Source organism: Zhongshania guokunii (assembly GCF_040892635.1).
Classification (GTDB): Bacteria; Pseudomonadota; Gammaproteobacteria; order Pseudomonadales; family Spongiibacteraceae; genus Spongiibacter; species Spongiibacter guokunii.
This window is the reverse complement of record NZ_JBFRYA010000007.1, coordinates 30,783-46,249: the sequence shown is the minus strand read 5'-3', so window position 1 is coordinate 46,249 and position 15,467 is coordinate 30,783. Positions and strand designations below refer to the sequence as shown.

Genomic DNA, 15,467 nt, shown 5'->3' with positions numbered 1-15,467 from the left:
GTGTTTGTTACAATAACTTTTCTGTCTGCGGCTCTTTCGCGCCAGAGCCTGATTGCCTCGATATCTTCTTTCGTGACGCTGGGGCCACTGGCGATGCAGACAACGTTGCGCCAGCGGCCACCTTGGGGCCCGCCTTGGTTTCGCGAGAAACGTTTATTGCGATCTCGCGCACCAAACCACCCCGAGATAATTCGTTTATGTAGCCATTTTCGGCTTCTATTTTTCGGCCAACTTTTACCTTTTCTTTGGTGTCTGAGCGCATAAATGGCCTTAACACTACCGCCACTTTCATAATGATTACTCCTAATAAAAAAGGGCTGGAATTTACCCCAGCCCTTTTTATTATTGCGCTACAACTTATGACGCGCCGCTTAAGTTACCGTGAACAAATGCCAACGGACGCTTAACCGCCAACGCTAGACGCTCCTCAAACAAGATCGAGACCATGTTATTGATGAAGTCGTCTTCGTTCTCTGTAGACATATACACAGCAGCTTGCATGCGGTCGTAAATAGCAGCCGCCGTTGAGAAGGCACCTACCATAAATTCACCCGCATCAATCGCATCACTTTCAACGACTGGCAAACCCCATAAGCGAGCAGGAGCACCCGTGGTGACAGCGCTGAATAAGTAGCGGTTCTCGCCATCTTTCAATAGCTCAATTGCTGCCCAGTCAGCAGGGTTCATTACAATGCCGGTCGCGCCGTAGAAGGACTGACGAACCTGCAGAATAGCGCGACGAATAACGTCGACCTGCTGATCACCACTTTGAGTACTGCCAACATTGTAGGCAGTAGCCTGCGGAACAAGACCCAGCAAGTTAATACCAGTACCGTCACCCTGCATTAGCTGGTCTTCTTCAACTTGACGCAGCATCTCAAACCCTTCGTTGTCGATCTCTGCACGAAGACGCGCAAAATCGCTTAACACTTCGGTAGAGGTTTTGAAGTAATGCGCAATCTTGCGAACGGGCGTTTCTTTGCGGTCGTAGGTAATATTAGATTTTGGCTTTAGACCGGTTTCAGAAACCATATCGGCATTATTAGTGCGCACATTTGTTTGCACCCACTCAACCAAATTTGAACCAACCGGCACAGTAGGGATAAGGCTACGCAACATGCGAGGACGGTATGGATCTGACACTATTTCTGGGTCGCGGAAAGACCAAATACCATCGCCGGCAGAAGAAGAACCACTGGTGATATCTTTAAGCTCTAGCAAAGGCGACTGGCCTTTATGCTTTTGCTTACCAGCAAACTCTTTGAAGCCGTCGAAGTCGACAAACATTTGACCTAGCGTTTTTTTCTCTTCGGCATCGCTGCCATCACCACGCACAGAGCGCTGCTCTAACTCACCAAGGCGAGCCTCAAGATCAGAACCTTTCTCTGACAATACAACGATTTCATTCTTGGTAGACTCAAGCACTTGGCCATGCTCTTTTATGTCTGTTTCGGTTTTGGCAATTGCTCGCGTTAGCTCATCGGAGTGACCCTTAATCGCGTCGAGCACCTGTTTTTTTACATCGCCAGGCTCACCCACTTCACCACGCTGCATTGAGGTGTGCGGCCCAACATAACCAGCAGGAGCGCGCTCGGCCAAAAAGCCAGCGAATACGATAATAAACGCAGCAGCTGCAATAGTATTGAGCGCCACACCAAACGTCACCGGGACCATAGCGGCCACCGCGATCGACAACAGCACGAAAGGTGCTGACAATTTAAACTTAAACATAAATTACTCCTGTGCGCCCCCACGTGGGGCAGATCTGATAGCAGACAGAATGTCGGCCAATTCATCGTTCGCCTGCGCACCGGACTCACTCCGAAGCAAATGCGACAAGCCCTTGCCGGCGACAGCAGTGGCTTGCGTTTTTGAAAAGCCTGCCTCACGCAGGAACCGTTCAAATTCTTTTAGTGACGGCAAGTCGCCATCTTTAACCAGCTCTTTAACATCGGTTACACGAGCCGCCTCATTGGCAGGGAAAGTGACTAAAGAGACTTCCCACAAATCTAATGTCTTAAGAGTGCGAACGCCTGTTACCGTGTCATAACTGTCTTCACGAGTATTGAAACCAATCGACAACCCAGAGATTGCGCCCATCTTTAAAAGTGCATGCGCCTCTTGACCACGAACCGTGTCCAGCGCCAACTTACCTTCCACATAAAGACCGATGGCATCTTCTTTAACCAAGGTGTAAATCCCTATTGGTTCGCTGGCGCGATGCTGCCACAGCAGCGATGGAAGCCTATTACCAAGACTCTCTTCAAACGCCCCAGCAATAACAATCTCGCCGTAGGAGTCTTCAACACCGAACACAGACCCATATCCGGAAAATGTGCCGTCGTCGCTAATGGCCTTGACTTCAAACGATACGTCTTTAGTAAGAAGACCAGCTTTAGACTTAACTTCAACAGGCCCAAAGCCCTTCTTAGCTCGCTTCATTTTCTTCGTCTCCTAGCCAATGACGTAAGGCAGCGCGAACCACTTGAGACTGATCACCAGACCCAAGCTGATCCAACGGCACTAAATTTGATTGCACGGTATAAATATGACCACCGGGCACGTCTGGGAAATTCTCTAAGCGCGCCACGGTACTTCTGTTGATGTAGCCGTTCTGCAACGCAGAGGCGTAAAAATCCTTTCTTGCTGTGGTGTCGCCACGCAGCAAACCCTCTACCGTGAACTCTGCGTAATACCGCCGCTGTTCGGCAGGGGATAACAGACGATCATATATTGATTGCTCTATGCGCTTTAGTAGCGGCGTTAATCCGTACTTTAAAAACCAAAGGTTTAATTGCTCAGACGAGCTTGCCCAGCTCGATGATTTATCAGAGGCACCCACCATCACAGGTGGCACACCAAACCAGCGGCATATCTCTTCAACACTGTATGACCGGGACTCAAGTAACTGAGCGTCGCTAGGGTTAATGCCCAGGGTTTTGGCTGTCATGCCACCCTCTAATAGAGGCGACTTACCCGCATTCAGCGACCCCGATACCTCTTTAAGATTTTCTCTAAACTCATTCCGTTGATCCGGCTTTAGGGTTTTCTCCATCGAGAAATAGACGGCCTGCATGAGCCCGTTTTTAAACGTGCTATTAGCGACGTTGTTGGCAGCCAAGCCCGCCCCAAAAACCTCGGCGCCGTACTTGATAACGCTCATACCAAAGCGGCCATCACGGGTAAACCCCGGCACGTGAAACACGTCATCCTCTTGGAGCACTCTCCGCTTGCCATCAGATGCGGTATAGACAAACTCATACGCACCGCTTTGCAATCGGCGCCACGTCACTCTGTCCGCAGGCATCAATTCCAGCGCAACAACGCGGTCGCCAATACGCCGCTTTTCAGCAAAACCGTTGCCCTGTAAAAGCACGTTTACGACGAAGGCTTCCCAGAACACCACCGAGGTCATATCTGCATTTGGCTTGGTGTGTATCAATCGCGCTATGGGAAGTGAGTCTGCCTGCACACGGCTGCCGTCGGCCTTACGCTCATACATACCCAAAGGCAGCGTTGCAATGGTTTGAGAAACTAACCGAGCGCACGCCCACACCGCAGATAAGCCAAGCGCTTTCTCAGTAGACACCACCTCACCAGAAGCCGAGGTAACGCCATAGTAATCAGCCCAGTTCTCAGCATCACCAAGGCCAAACCCCAGCCAGTTGAGTACTGCCGATTTGATGCGACCCGGCTTTTGCGCCTTGCTCTTCATATAATTATCGGGTCCCTTAAAAAGTCGTCGAAGTCTTGGTCATCATCACTCGGCTCAAAGGCGCCGATAAATGCGAGCAACGCAGCCACGGCCCCGTCGATCTTGCTCTCGCGGCTTTCTTTCACCGGACGCATCATCTTGCCGTCTTCGGTTTCTTTGGCCACCACGTTGCCGAACATCCACGCTAGGCATGGATTGCCGTCATGGTGTATGCGGCCCGCTTTAAGCAGCCGTTCAAATTCGCGCATGGGCGCTGAGAAATTGGTGTAGGTTTGGCCGACTTTGACTGGCTCTATGTCGTGCAATTGGCTAAGGCGCTGCGCTAAGTGCGCGGCACCGTGCGGATCGTAGAAGCATTGCGGAATGCTGAATTGCTCCGCGTCTTCTTCGATGTTTTCTTCTACTTGGGTGTAGTCGATGGTTTCGCCGTCGCACTCAAGTAGGTGACCAGTGCGAACCCATTCGCCGTAGTGGTCGTGCTCTCTTACCTTGGCCTCGGTGGTGTAATACCGGCCAAAGAAGTAGTAATGATCTTGCCCGTCTATCTCGCGCCGAAAGCATTTAACGTCTGCGGTTAGGTCGTCGGTTTCGGACAAGTCCAAACCTAAGCAAGCTTTCTCGCTTATAAAGTCGTCGACGCTTAGCGTTTGATCCGCAGCGCGGTTCCAGTCGAGCATGTTGAGCCAAGCATTCTTAGCGGTTACCCAAACATTGAAATGCTTGGTTAAAACAATGCTGCGCTTGCGCGGGCTGCGCATGGCGTCTTTTACGCGGGCGCGGAGGTAGTCCCAACCCACAGATATACCCACATTAGGATTGGCTTTTTCTATGCCAATGTCGGTCATCCATTCGGTTTCGGGATCGTCTACGGTGTAGATCATGCCGTAGAGTTCGTCGTTTTCTTCACCCTCTAACATGCGCTCTACTTCGCGCTGCGAGGAAAAACAAGGGCCAGCAATGTTAGAGCCAGCCGTGGTAATCATTAGCAATAGCGGTTGCTCGCGAGCACCCATGCCAGTGATCATTGTGTCGTACAGCGTGTCGTCTGGATGCTCGTGAACCTCATCCAGTATTGCGCAGCTGGGCGAGGCACCGTCGCCGGGCTTGCCGATCACCGGCTCAAAGCGCCCGCCATCGGGCTGGCACACAACGCGGCCATTGCCGTCGCGCCCTACCTGATCACACTCAAGGCGTTTGGCATGACTGCTTACACCATAGCGGCGTCGATAGCTGGCTTTTTTTGCCGCCATTTTCTGCGCGGGACGAAACACTTCCCACGCTTGCCGCTCAGTGGTAGCGCCGCAATACACCTCGGCACAGTATTCACCGTCTTCTACCAGCATATACAAGCCGACAATGCTGGCCTTTACGGACTTTGCGTTTTTACGCGGCACGCATAAATACACTATGCGAAAGCGCCGCAAGCCGCTCTGCGCATGCACCCAGCCAAAGATCATGGCAAAGTTAAACTTCTGCCACGGCTCCAATTTTATGCGATTAGCAGCACCGACTTGCGCCGCCCACTTGCCCTTTACGTGTGGGAACAACTCGCCAAAATTGATAATGCGTTGCGCCTTATCCAGGTCAAACACATACGGGAAGCCGTCTGTATTCTGACGCTGCAGGTCGTTAAGGTGACGCTCTACCGCTAGCCGCTCCCACTTACACGCGGGGCGCGTGCCACTGATCACAGACTGACAATAAAGATCGATGTCAGATAAGTGATCAGATGCCGCCGAATTCGTCATTACCATCAAACAATGTGCCCTGCCGGTCGTTAAACCTCAGCTCAGTGGCAGGAGATAAACCAAGCTGTGCAACAAGTGAATTCCACTTGCGCCAATCGTCGTTTAGCTGCGCCACTTCTGGGCGGCTTTTCCACTGAATGCCGTGGCGGCCAGTGGTCATATACACCCACTGCTCTTGATCTAAATCAATCCGCGCCGCATCCATCCGCGCTTTAACGATGCAGTACTCAGCAATGAAATCGACATAGTGCGCACGAAGCCGACTCAAGCGGCTAAGCTCAGGCGCAATGCGATTCCACACCAGCAACTCACTCTCACTCAAACCCGCAGGCCTAAGCTCTTGGGCGCGCTCAATATGCGCCGCTTCATTCTCGGCGGCTTTCTCGACGCCCTCATCGAAGGCAGGATGTTTAGCCACCTGATTTTCGTTGGGATATCTACCCGCCATAACCACCTCACTTCACCCCATGACATTTAGCCAAAAGTGGTGAATCTCCTTTCAATTCCCCTCACATAAAAATCTCACTGGGGGTGCGGTGTCAGTCGAACGCGCCCCGAGGTTTCGACCCACCCCTCCCCCTTTGGGCCTCGGCGTTGGTCTTGGCCTTGTCGCATGACTGACAGATTGTTTGCAGATTTGAATCACTCTCAGTGCCACCCTCTGCAATGGGTATGATGTGATCGCACACGCCATGGCGCGCCCCATGCAATGCAACAGGCTCTAACTCACCGCGTTCTAAATGGATTTGACAAAGATAATTATCACGCTCAAAGATTCGCTGACGTTTTGAACGCCACTTGCTACCACCACGACCAGACGTTGCGCCTACTCGCTTACGCTCAAACGCTTTGTTCTGAGGGCATGCACCCTGATGTATCGCCTTGCAGCGCCCACACCAGCGCGGGTTCTTAGCAGGCATTAATCCGCTGGATCATCCAGGTATCGGACTACTACCGGATCATCAGAATATTCATCGTCAGCCGCCATCGCCGCAATCAGCGCTTGATTGCTTTCAACAAGCTTCCGCACAGACTCTGTCTGAGCATTGATCGCAGCAAGCAAGGCCGACAGATCATGATGAACACCAACCCTAAGGCCACCATCAGCAATCACCAGACCAAAACCCATACGCTCTACAGCAGGCCGTAAGCACTCACCCAGCTTATCAACACGCTCAGCGCTCAAGACCGTATCAGTAGACAGCACCAACAAAGACTTACTCATCACTTACGTCTCGCCTTATCTGCCGACGGATTAAACGCCAAGCGATCAAGCCACCGCTGCACCTTCACAACAACACGAAAGGCTTCGTTTACATACTCATCGTCACGCGTGCCTGGTGTGATGCCGGTGATCTTTGCAATACCCTGCAACAGCAAAGACGCAGCACCCACACCCGTTACCGCATAGCCGATATACACACCTACCGAGCCAAGCAAACCAGCAGAGCCCGCCGCGCTTATCGCAGCAATAGCCGCATCTGAACCAGCATCAGCAAGCGCAGGCAATGACACCAACGCAAGCACACCAGGCAAAAAACACATCACCGCCGTGATAACGATCGACAGCGTAGAACGCGATTTCATTTTCATAAGCCACCTCACCCAACAACCAATTAATTGCGCAGCTCGCGCAACACCTGCTGCATATCCCCGCGCATTTGCTTAACTTCATCGCGCAGCTCTTTCATTTGATCCGACTGGTTTGCCTGATTTGTTTTAATTGTTGCCACGTCAACCTTGATCTCTTGAACGTCCTTGGTCATGGCCGCCGTCTTAACCTGCAGCGCTTCTGTCGCCTTCTGCTGGGTATCATCTGCAGACGTGAGCGTTGCAAAGCTAACCCCAACCATAAAGATCGCCACAACAAAGCTCGATATAAACTGCATATTAAAAAACTCGCCCCTCGCCGCCCCAACCGTCACAGGCTTGGCTCGACCAAACGCTTAAAATTCTGCACATACTCATGCACAGTGGCTTTGCCCAGCGGCGTGTTGTAATAGATTTTGTAGTATTTGGCCTGTCCATCCAGATCAGACGGCAGCGCCTCTTTCACGCGCAAGTAATGCACCCGAGCGAATGCACAGGCGTAAGAAACATTCTTAAGTAAATTGTTTGCTTCAAAGCCCGCGCAACCAGACGCACGAAAAACCGCAGCCGCCATCTCTGGCTTGCGATTTAAATAATTACTCACAATATCGTTATGCGTTGCCGGCTCCATTTGCCACAAGCCAAGCGCAGGGCCACCACCAATTTGGTGGATATATTCAAACCGACTTTCTTGCGCAGCCGTGCCCAACATCAACCGCTCGGCTGCCTCGCTATGCGCATCAAGCTCACGCAACACAGGGCGCACCACGTAATCGCGCAATTGCTTTACGTTGAGCATGGCAACCCCCAAAAACAAAAAAGCCCTCAGAACGAGGGCAAACCCAGATGGTGTTTTGCAGAAACGAAAAAGCCCAGCGCGATGGCTGGGCTTATTTGGCAGTCACGTATTGCGACTGTAACATAAACATAGTGGGTATTTTCTCAAAATTCAACAAGACAAAATGTCCATGCCTGTGGGTAACTCAATAAACCAAATACAATTCAAATAATTACGCACTAAAAAATAATTTAAAAAATCGCCAATTAGCGACTTGATTACGCCGAAAGTGCCAACATCAAACGCTCTAACTCAAGCGCATTCAAGCGCGCGTCCTCACGCAAAACCGCATTAGGCCTAAAATACCGATCAATCACCAAGTGCAATTCATCAAGCCGCCGATACATCACACACACCGCAAAACCCAACACGCCCGCCTTTTCTGCCGCCGTGTGAAACACATCCACATAAAACACCTCTAGCAAGCGTTTATCAGCCTCGCTTAACTGCGCAGACATAAACCGGTCTAGCCTTTCGATGTCGCCGCGCATGGGCGCCCTATTTGCCACCCGACTAGCCCGCGTTGCCACACCATGCGCCGTAGCACCCGCAGACAAACCAGCGCGCAAAACCACCGCTGTGCGCTTGTCTGCACCACTGCGCCGCGCCCTGCTTAACTCTGCAACTGCTACCGGCCCAAAACCAGACGGATAGCCAAGCCCCGCCAAATCGGTATCACCCAAGCGCACACACTCAGCCCACTGGCCCAATAAACGATCTATCCATGCAATCATTCGTCACCCCCAACGCCATCAGCCCAACTACGATCAAGATGCTTGTCGATAAATCCTTTTTGACCCTGTTCAGCACTTGCAGCAGCCCGCCAAACATGGCCAAACATGCGCCACTGCTGAACACAATGGCTAATGAAATGCGAATCCCAAGAAACCTTCTCAGCGCCGCGATCTCGCCAATAAATTTGATACTCGCCCAGCTTCTCCTGCGCATAGACCGGATCAACACCGCGCATTTTCAGCATTGCCCACACTTCAGACGATGGCACCCACTGATCAACCTTGTTTTGATAACTCGACTCCCGTGGCCGAAAATCGATCACCGCCGCGCTAGTAGTTATTATGTTATTTACCGGAAGTACGGAGGTATGACGCTTAGTGCTATTTTCAATATGCTTCTGCTCTATGTCGATGCCACCCTTTGCAACATCGCTATCATGCTGATTTAAAATACTATTATGTGGTTTTTCTTGTGTCGCTTGCTGTGTCGCTTGCCCTATGACGCTTGTATGACGCTGCTCACCAAGACGGATTTTTGCATCATAGTCCGCAAGCGGCAATTTAAACACCATGGGATCAATACGCCGCCGCTGCTCAAGCTTTTCAACAAGCCCATGCCGCTCAAGCAATTGCAGCAAGGCCCGCAACGCAGACTTAGTGGGCGACTGAACAGCCCCAATTGCACTACCCCTATCTGGCGTCACCTCCAAAAGCTCTTTAAAGCCTTGATAGCTAACACGGCGCTTAACACCCACCAAGCCAGTCTTAAAATCCATAAATGGCCGCAAACCGCAAATATAGAGCACCCTTGCCTCGGCCCTTAAGCCCCTCAAGGCCACCTCTTCGTCATCAGAGATTCTTGCAACAAATGCCATTACCGCACCGCCTTCGCGAAGGGCAATCTAAAAACAAGCTCATACTTAGACTGCGTCGTTTTAACGATCAACTCCGCAGCCTTTAACTGATCCAACATATGCCGAATTTGCCCCTTACCATAAATATCTGGTGCGCGGGTAGAGCCACGCCTAGGGACATACTCCAACGACTTTGCCAAGCTATTCATAGTGATAATTTTACTTCTGCCAACCACAACAGCAGGCATACCACCAACAGCATCGCCATAGTCCGCACGTTGCAAAATCTCTATATAGAGCCATCGCGCTGCCGCAGGCACCTGATCTAACGCCTCAAGCTCATCTTCATTCAAAAATATTCCACTCACCCAACACCCCCATCGCGCTCAATTAATAACAGCGACGTCTCAAGGCTGCCCAGCAACGCCCTACACTGCACCGCCGTCATACCGTCGCACGTCGCTGCTTGAGCGATTAAATTATGAGTGACCATTAGCCGATTATTTGCCACCGTTTTATACAGCTGAGTCAGCATACGCTGGCGATCTAGCTCAGCATGCAAAGCCTCAGCCGCGTTTAGCGCGCCATGTAAAACGCGCGGGTCAAAATCACTACAACTCATACCGCAACGCCCCCAAAACCATGTGATATCACCCACATGATTTTTCAGCTAAAAGAACAGTTTCCGGAGTTCTGAATAAAACCTCTTTCAGCCCAGCAACCTCACTTTCTAAGCACCGAAAATAAGCATCAAGCATCACTCCAGACAACTTCACGTCGTGCCGCTGATGCTTAACCATCCACTCAAGCTTACTAACCCGCTCAGCCACACTAGGAGCCAGCACGCAGCCAACCACCGATTCATCAATCATCACAACCCCCAATCTGCTTGCCGTCTGGTGTGGTCATTTTAGACCAATGCACCGGACCGCTTTTACACCAAAAAAACCAATCTTTACGCCAGCGCGGCCCTGTTATAAACAGCGTCCACGCAGGGCCATCTAACAAAATAATGCGGTGCTTAAACGTAGCCCCACGAAACACCGGCCAACCGCGAGGAATTACCCGCAACGTCTCGTAATCGATTTTCTTGCCCAACGCCGTCCAAATATGCGTTTCATAAAACTCACTAATTCGGCCCTTAAGCAAAAAACTCACACTTGGCCAAGGGTGATCATGCAGCGCGCGGTCATCGTCTGAGCCGCTGTATTTATGCAACCAAACATTAAAAATAGGGTTTTTAGGGATCACATGCCAGCGCTCAAGGTAATTCTCGCCAATCGTTTTTCTGGGTTTAATCACAAAAATACCTCGTCAAAAATTTGTGCCGAACAGCCCCGACAGCCTCACCACTACCCAGGTGACGGGCTTTCTTCTATGCTAGAGGCGCCAACCAACCAACACGGAAGAACTTACTATGAACAACCAACAGCTAAGCGAAGCACTGCAGGCACAAAATCAAAAACTACTCAACCTAACGTCGCAACATAACGCGCTGATCTACATTTTCACGCAAACCCTAACAATGACCCTGAGACAACACCCAAACCCCGCCAGCGCACTGCTAGATATGCAGACCCACTTTGCCGAAAAAGCCGCAAAATCAGGCGTAACCGCAGACGCGCCGGACAAAGGCTTTGAGCTTGCCGAGCGCATTTTTACCGCCGTTAAAGCCAGCCTTTAACTCAGGGCTCAAAACCCGCTCACCATAAGCAAGCAAATAAGGGCTTTCGGGCGGCAGCCCTTCTAGCGCGCGCATGGCCTCGCTAGACTTGCGCGCAACCTCAGCAACCACAACCTTTTGCATAACGCTACGCATTTCATCTACATCAAAACCCGCGTCAGGCATGGTGCGTATCGTTACAGTAATTAATGGCCTTTTTTTACTGCCAAATCGCCGCGCGCACTTGCGCAGCCGGCAAAACCTACCTGCGCTCATTGCGGCACCCGCGCTGCATACAAATCACTCATACCCACATCACGCGCCATGCGCTCTGGGTTACACGTAGTGCCCGCCACCACCACCAAGCCGCGATCGATCAAATTGCGCAAACTATTGCGAATCGTGCCTTGGTGAACCGCCTGCCCCACAATCTTGCGAATCTCATAAATAGAACCGCCGCTGTCGCCATAACGAAACAAAGCCTTATGCACCTTGCGCTCAATGGGCGAAAAATACTTAATGGCTTGAGGTGCCGGAACCGGCTGAGGAACTACTGCTGCCTGAGTTTGCATACTGCCTCCTAACGATCAACGCGGTCTAACACCGCCAATTAGCGACTTATTGAAAAACCCAATATGGGTTAAGCTGACTTCAAAGTGATCTTGCATGCCGGTATTAAGCGGCAACATTTTCGTTTAAAAATAGAACTTCGAAATTCACGTTTTTATCGAACTGAACTAAAACGGCGAGGATTTTCTTTATGTCAGAAGCGTCCGGCGTACGAGCCCCAGTCTCATACGAAGACCAACGGCTTTGCCCCCAACCCGCCAACTTAGCCGCTTGCAGCTGGGTAAGCCCAACCTGCTTTCTATGCTCCGCAATTCTATTCATTGGTAGCTCCTAAATGCTTACCACTAGAATAATCGCGAACCGTGATAATTGTCAACACATTGCGCGTTATGCAAATATCACGCTTAGTGGTAAAAATACAGGCATGAACATACCGAGCAGAATCAAAGAACTACGAAAAATCAAAAAGCTTTCGCAGGCGGCGCTAGCTCACGCCTGCGAGTGGGACCACCAAAGCCGGATATCTGGCTACGAAACAGGAGAACGAGAGCCATCACTGACTGACCTAGAAGCGATGTGCGCCGCATTTGGAATCGATATGAGCGAGTTTTTCAACGATGGCACTGCCGAACCAAAAGCAAGCTACCAAACCGGATGGACACCAAAAGACCAAGCGAACAAAGAAAATGACGTCTCCCAAGGCCCAGAGAATAGAGGCTTTGTACCTGTAATTTCATGGGTGCAAGCAGGGCAATGGCATGAAGCCGACGACCCATTTCAACCAGGATACGCAGAAGAATTGATACCTTGCCCAAAACCCCACAGCCTGCAAACCTACGCACTAAGAGTGCAAGGCGACTCAATGACTGCCCCAATAGGCCGCAGCTACCCCGAAGGTGCAATAATTTACGTTGATCCAGAGCTACGCGGCGGCGCGATAGTTGGCGACCGAGTGATCGCCAAACTAAAAAACGAAGACCGCGTAACATTCAAACAACTTGCAAGGGATGGCGATAAAATGTATTTAAAAGCGCTAAACCCGAACCACCCGCCAATATTTGACGAATTCAGAATACTAGGAAAAATAATTGGATCATGGATTGATGGCTAAATATAGCCAAGGAGGCCTCATGAAAAAGCTAATACCAACAATACCGCTATTGTTTATTTCAGCATGCGTAGCGCCATCAATAGACCCTAACCTACCGCCATTCACTACACTTACTACCCCAGACCAAAGCAACGGCTATCAATACATCAAATCATTTGAATTCAGCCAACCAAGCTCCGCCAACGCAAAACAAAACGCCACATACTGCATCACCAAACACGTATCATACCAACAAATAACACAAGGCCAGTCGGCCGCAAGCATGTGGAACGGCCTAGCAACAAGCAACCATAAAAACCACAGCTTAGACGGCGGAACCGTCATTAAATACGACGATGGAAACGGGAACCTCCTCGCGCAAGGCAGAGAAAGAACACAATTCAACTCCGGCATGGTAACAATACCCATCAACATTGAATTTCAGCTCGAAGTAAAGATCACAGACACCACCACCCTCATCTTCGACAAACCAACATCCACACTAGGCAGCGACCTGACACTAAAACCCATAGGCAGCTGGCCTGGCGCGCAAGGAATAACCATAAGCCGCCAAATAGAGTCACTTGCAGATAAAATATACGACTGCCTCCAGCAATAAACCGCAACCCCAATAGAAAAGCCCACACAACCCAAAACAAACCTCTAAAAAAAACCAAAAGGCCCGCAGAAAGCGGGCTTTTTTTTGTCTGCAAAAAAATAACTTCTAAAATATCGCGCTACGTGTTGACAACATAATCACATTAAGCGATATTTCAACCATCGCACAACGCGTTTTCTCAAAACCACGAAACCGGAGCCGATCATGAAAACCACCAAATCACTCCCAGAGCTGTTTTTCGAGTTCCACGGCCTTTGCCATTGCAGCGCACCGTTTGAAGCCCTGCTTTTGCAGCGCCTGCGCGCCACCGGCAAACCTGCCAACGACCTAACCATTGGTGAAGTGCGCAACATCACCCTAAAAGCCCAGGGCGCGGTGGCAGCATGAACACCCAAGAGCATCTTAAATATCGCCCCGGCATGGAGCTATGCCCGCGCGAAGGCGAAGCCCTAGTGCTTGCCGCCCTAGGCCACAGCACCAAAGAGAGCGCACGCATTATGGGCGTAGCCGCCTGCACGGTTAAAGCCTACTTAGACCGCGCCCGCGAAAAGCTCAATGCCCGCAACATTGCCCACGCCGTGAGCATTGCATGGGAACACGGCTTGTTGGCCAGCAAATACCTTTGCGTAGTGCTTTTAATTATTTGCTCACTCAACGCAGGCAATCAAAACAATATCGACCTGCGCACCAACGGCCGCATGGTGCGCACCCGCAGTGGCGGCCGCAAACGGGACACTGAGCTAGCGTTTTTACCGCCAGACCTCAACAGCCAAGGCGCAGAGCCACCCCAAGAATACCGCTACTTAAAAGCCCAGCAATGGTGGGCATTAATCAAATTTGCACGGAGCGCCGACGCATGAACGTTAACCAAGTGATCGACGCCGCCCGCACTGCCATTGTCGCCACCGGCATGGACGTAAAAACCAGCAGCCGATCAAGCACAGAACTGCTTTTAGGCGTGCGCGGCAACCACCGCCACCGCGTGTTTGGCCCCGCCACACCACTAGTGTGCTGGACACAAGCCTTTGAATACGCCACAGGCAAACCGTGGTGGAAGCTGCTCACCCAATGGCACCCCCAGTCGCCCCCTATTTTTAAACCGCAGCGCAATAACCGCGGTGAATTAAAAATGCTCGCCGGCACCCCGCTAGAAGTTGAAAAACAACTCGCCGAGCTCGAGCAAAGCAACCGTCTGCTAAGCGCCACGTATTCGCCCCGCCGTCGCGGCCAAGTGGTCACCATTACCCATGCCGAGGTGCTGTAGTGAGCCTAGAACAACAAATTGCCGACCTGCAAAGCACAGCAAACACGCTTACGCGGCTAATGACCCAGCTCAACAATCGGCAAATAAAAACCGAAAACCGCGTATCCGCAATGCAACGGCGCATTACCCGCACCAGCGAAATGCGCCACGACATGAACACCACTCGCCAGCAAGTCGCCACGCTCAGCGAGCTAACCGAAAACCTCAATCGGCAAGTGCACGAAGCCGTAGAGAGATTTGCGCCAAAAGAGGCCAAAGACAATGTTACGCACATTAAAAGAAACGTGTGAATTGTACGGCCTGCGCCACCGCGCCGTAAGCAATCGCCTCAAACAGCTGGGCTACATCAAAACCAGCAACAGCGGCGACGGCTTAGTGCCCGACTACACCCGCAAGGCCACCGCCGATCTTTTTAAATCGCGATACCAAAATTTTTACATACCCGCACCCAGCGGCCGAATAAACAAACAACGCACCGTCGTCGCCGTAACCGACGCCGGTGCCGAACTGGTCTGCAAGCTATGCCCAGACTTAGCAAAACCCGTAGAGCAGGAGCGCGCAGGATGATCACAACAGACGCCATCAAAAATATCGCCGTGCTGTACGCCATGTTTAGCGTGTTTATCAGCCTGTGCTTAATACAAACCACACTCTACCGCAACACCAAAAAGCACCCCATTGGCATCATCGCAATCGTATTCCTGGTCATGATTGTTACATGGCCTCACTTTGCAAAAAAGCTCATTAAACAATGATTTTTAAAATCGCCACCATCACCGCAA

28 protein-coding genes are annotated in these 15,467 nt (G+C 51.1%); 8 read left to right on the top strand and 20 right to left on the bottom strand.

Annotation, left to right across the window (positions count from 1 at the left end; genetic code table 11):
- Window positions 1-7: 7 nt before the first annotated feature.
- The 20 genes from AB4876_RS09450 to AB4876_RS09355 form a co-directional block, all read right to left on the bottom strand.
- Window positions 8-292 (bottom strand): hypothetical protein, encoded by a 285-nt coding sequence (locus tag AB4876_RS09450; RefSeq protein ID WP_368381408.1) that lies wholly within the window; start codon window positions 290-292, stop codon window positions 8-10.
- Between the two features lie 65 nt (window positions 293-357).
- Complete coding sequence (locus AB4876_RS09445; protein ID WP_368381407.1) at window positions 358-1,731, bottom strand: phage major capsid protein; 1,374 nt, start codon at window positions 1,729-1,731, stop codon at window positions 358-360.
- 3 nt (window positions 1,732-1,734) lie between these two features.
- Window positions 1,735-2,442 carry an HK97 family phage prohead protease gene (locus AB4876_RS09440; RefSeq protein ID WP_368381406.1) on the bottom strand — a complete coding sequence of 236 codons (708 nt, stop codon included), beginning with the start codon at window positions 2,440-2,442 and terminating at the stop codon, window positions 1,735-1,737.
- Window positions 2,429-3,715, bottom strand: a complete 1,287-nt coding sequence (locus AB4876_RS09435) for a phage portal protein (protein ID WP_368381405.1) — start codon at window positions 3,713-3,715, stop codon at window positions 2,429-2,431. Before AB4876_RS09435 ends, AB4876_RS09440 begins: the two co-directional genes overlap by 14 nt.
- Entirely contained in the window at window positions 3,712-5,463 is a 1,752-nt protein-coding gene (locus AB4876_RS09430) for a terminase large subunit (RefSeq protein ID WP_368381404.1), read from the bottom strand. Before AB4876_RS09430 ends, AB4876_RS09435 begins: the two co-directional genes overlap by 4 nt.
- Complete coding sequence (locus AB4876_RS09425; RefSeq protein ID WP_368381403.1) at window positions 5,441-5,911, bottom strand: P27 family phage terminase small subunit; 471 nt, start codon at window positions 5,909-5,911, stop codon at window positions 5,441-5,443. Before AB4876_RS09425 ends, AB4876_RS09430 begins: the two co-directional genes overlap by 23 nt.
- Window positions 5,912-6,002: 91 nt before the next feature.
- A complete protein-coding gene (locus AB4876_RS09420) occupies window positions 6,003-6,383 on the bottom strand; it encodes an HNH endonuclease (protein ID WP_368381402.1) in 381 nt (126 codons plus the stop codon).
- Window positions 6,383-6,688 carry a hypothetical protein gene (locus AB4876_RS09415; protein ID WP_368381401.1) on the bottom strand — a complete coding sequence of 102 codons (306 nt, stop codon included), beginning with the start codon at window positions 6,686-6,688 and terminating at the stop codon, window positions 6,383-6,385. Before AB4876_RS09415 ends, AB4876_RS09420 begins: the two co-directional genes overlap by 1 nt.
- Window positions 6,688-7,050 (bottom strand): hypothetical protein, encoded by a 363-nt coding sequence (locus tag AB4876_RS09410; protein WP_368381400.1) that lies wholly within the window; start codon window positions 7,048-7,050, stop codon window positions 6,688-6,690. Before AB4876_RS09410 ends, AB4876_RS09415 begins: the two co-directional genes overlap by 1 nt.
- Window positions 7,051-7,079: 29 nt before the next feature.
- Window positions 7,080-7,352, bottom strand: a complete 273-nt coding sequence (locus tag AB4876_RS09405; RefSeq protein WP_368381399.1) for a hypothetical protein — start codon at window positions 7,350-7,352, stop codon at window positions 7,080-7,082.
- A gap of 32 nt (window positions 7,353-7,384) precedes the next feature.
- A complete protein-coding gene (locus AB4876_RS09400; RefSeq protein WP_368381398.1) occupies window positions 7,385-7,852 on the bottom strand; it encodes a hypothetical protein in 468 nt (155 codons plus the stop codon).
- A 257-nt stretch (window positions 7,853-8,109) separates the two neighbouring features.
- On the bottom strand, window positions 8,110-8,625 hold the full coding sequence (locus AB4876_RS09395) for a hypothetical protein (protein ID WP_368381397.1): 516 nt from the start codon (window positions 8,623-8,625) through the stop codon (window positions 8,110-8,112).
- Window positions 8,622-9,500, bottom strand: coding sequence for a DnaT-like ssDNA-binding domain-containing protein (locus AB4876_RS09390; protein WP_368381396.1), 879 nt, complete (start codon window positions 9,498-9,500; stop codon window positions 8,622-8,624). The genes AB4876_RS09395 and AB4876_RS09390 overlap by 4 nt, the downstream gene beginning before the upstream one ends.
- Window positions 9,500-9,847: a hypothetical protein gene (locus AB4876_RS09385; protein WP_368381395.1), complete on the bottom strand. Its 348-nt coding sequence runs from the start codon at window positions 9,845-9,847 to the stop codon at window positions 9,500-9,502. Before AB4876_RS09385 ends, AB4876_RS09390 begins: the two co-directional genes overlap by 1 nt.
- On the bottom strand, window positions 9,844-10,101 hold the full coding sequence (locus AB4876_RS09380; RefSeq protein WP_368381394.1) for a hypothetical protein: 258 nt from the start codon (window positions 10,099-10,101) through the stop codon (window positions 9,844-9,846). Before AB4876_RS09380 ends, AB4876_RS09385 begins: the two co-directional genes overlap by 4 nt.
- A 28-nt stretch (window positions 10,102-10,129) precedes the next feature.
- Window positions 10,130-10,351, bottom strand: coding sequence for a hypothetical protein (locus AB4876_RS09375; RefSeq protein ID WP_368381393.1), 222 nt, complete (start codon window positions 10,349-10,351; stop codon window positions 10,130-10,132).
- Complete coding sequence (locus AB4876_RS09370) at window positions 10,344-10,781, bottom strand: hypothetical protein (protein ID WP_368381391.1); 438 nt, start codon at window positions 10,779-10,781, stop codon at window positions 10,344-10,346. Before AB4876_RS09370 ends, AB4876_RS09375 begins: the two co-directional genes overlap by 8 nt.
- A gap of 301 nt (window positions 10,782-11,082) precedes the next feature.
- A complete protein-coding gene (locus AB4876_RS09365; protein WP_368381390.1) occupies window positions 11,083-11,328 on the bottom strand; it encodes a hypothetical protein in 246 nt (81 codons plus the stop codon).
- A gap of 86 nt (window positions 11,329-11,414) precedes the next feature.
- Entirely contained in the window at window positions 11,415-11,714 is a 300-nt protein-coding gene (locus AB4876_RS09360) for a hypothetical protein (protein ID WP_368381388.1), read from the bottom strand.
- 103 nt (window positions 11,715-11,817) lie between these two features.
- Window positions 11,818-12,033: a helix-turn-helix domain-containing protein gene (locus AB4876_RS09355; RefSeq protein ID WP_368381387.1), complete on the bottom strand. Its 216-nt coding sequence runs from the start codon at window positions 12,031-12,033 to the stop codon at window positions 11,818-11,820.
- Between the two features lie 103 nt (window positions 12,034-12,136).
- On the opposite strand from AB4876_RS09355, the gene AB4876_RS09350 reads away from it, so the two are divergent.
- The 8 genes from AB4876_RS09350 to AB4876_RS09315 all read left to right on the top strand — a co-directional run bounded on the left by AB4876_RS09350 (window position 12,137) and on the right by AB4876_RS09315 (window position 15,440).
- The gene (locus tag AB4876_RS09350; RefSeq protein WP_368381386.1) at window positions 12,137-12,823 is read left to right on the top strand and encodes a helix-turn-helix domain-containing protein; all 687 of its coding nucleotides are present in this window, start codon (window positions 12,137-12,139) and stop codon (window positions 12,821-12,823) included.
- Between the two features lie 19 nt (window positions 12,824-12,842).
- Window positions 12,843-13,421: a hypothetical protein gene (locus AB4876_RS09345; RefSeq protein ID WP_368381385.1), complete on the top strand. Its 579-nt coding sequence runs from the start codon at window positions 12,843-12,845 to the stop codon at window positions 13,419-13,421.
- Between the two features lie 204 nt (window positions 13,422-13,625).
- Window positions 13,626-13,808, top strand: coding sequence for a hypothetical protein (locus AB4876_RS09340; RefSeq protein WP_368381384.1), 183 nt, complete (start codon window positions 13,626-13,628; stop codon window positions 13,806-13,808).
- Window positions 13,805-14,281, top strand: a complete 477-nt coding sequence (locus AB4876_RS09335) for a response regulator transcription factor (RefSeq protein WP_368381383.1) — start codon at window positions 13,805-13,807, stop codon at window positions 14,279-14,281. Before AB4876_RS09340 ends, AB4876_RS09335 begins: the two co-directional genes overlap by 4 nt.
- On the top strand, window positions 14,278-14,685 hold the full coding sequence (locus AB4876_RS09330) for a hypothetical protein (protein WP_368381382.1): 408 nt from the start codon (window positions 14,278-14,280) through the stop codon (window positions 14,683-14,685). The genes AB4876_RS09335 and AB4876_RS09330 overlap by 4 nt, the downstream gene beginning before the upstream one ends.
- Window positions 14,685-14,975: a hypothetical protein gene (locus AB4876_RS09325; protein WP_368381381.1), complete on the top strand. Its 291-nt coding sequence runs from the start codon at window positions 14,685-14,687 to the stop codon at window positions 14,973-14,975. The genes AB4876_RS09330 and AB4876_RS09325 overlap by 1 nt, the downstream gene beginning before the upstream one ends.
- Window positions 14,947-15,252: a hypothetical protein gene (locus AB4876_RS09320; RefSeq protein ID WP_368381380.1), complete on the top strand. Its 306-nt coding sequence runs from the start codon at window positions 14,947-14,949 to the stop codon at window positions 15,250-15,252. Before AB4876_RS09325 ends, AB4876_RS09320 begins: the two co-directional genes overlap by 29 nt.
- A complete protein-coding gene (locus AB4876_RS09315) occupies window positions 15,249-15,440 on the top strand; it encodes a hypothetical protein (RefSeq protein ID WP_368381379.1) in 192 nt (63 codons plus the stop codon). Before AB4876_RS09320 ends, AB4876_RS09315 begins: the two co-directional genes overlap by 4 nt.
- The last annotated feature ends 27 nt before the right edge of the window (window positions 15,441-15,467 follow it).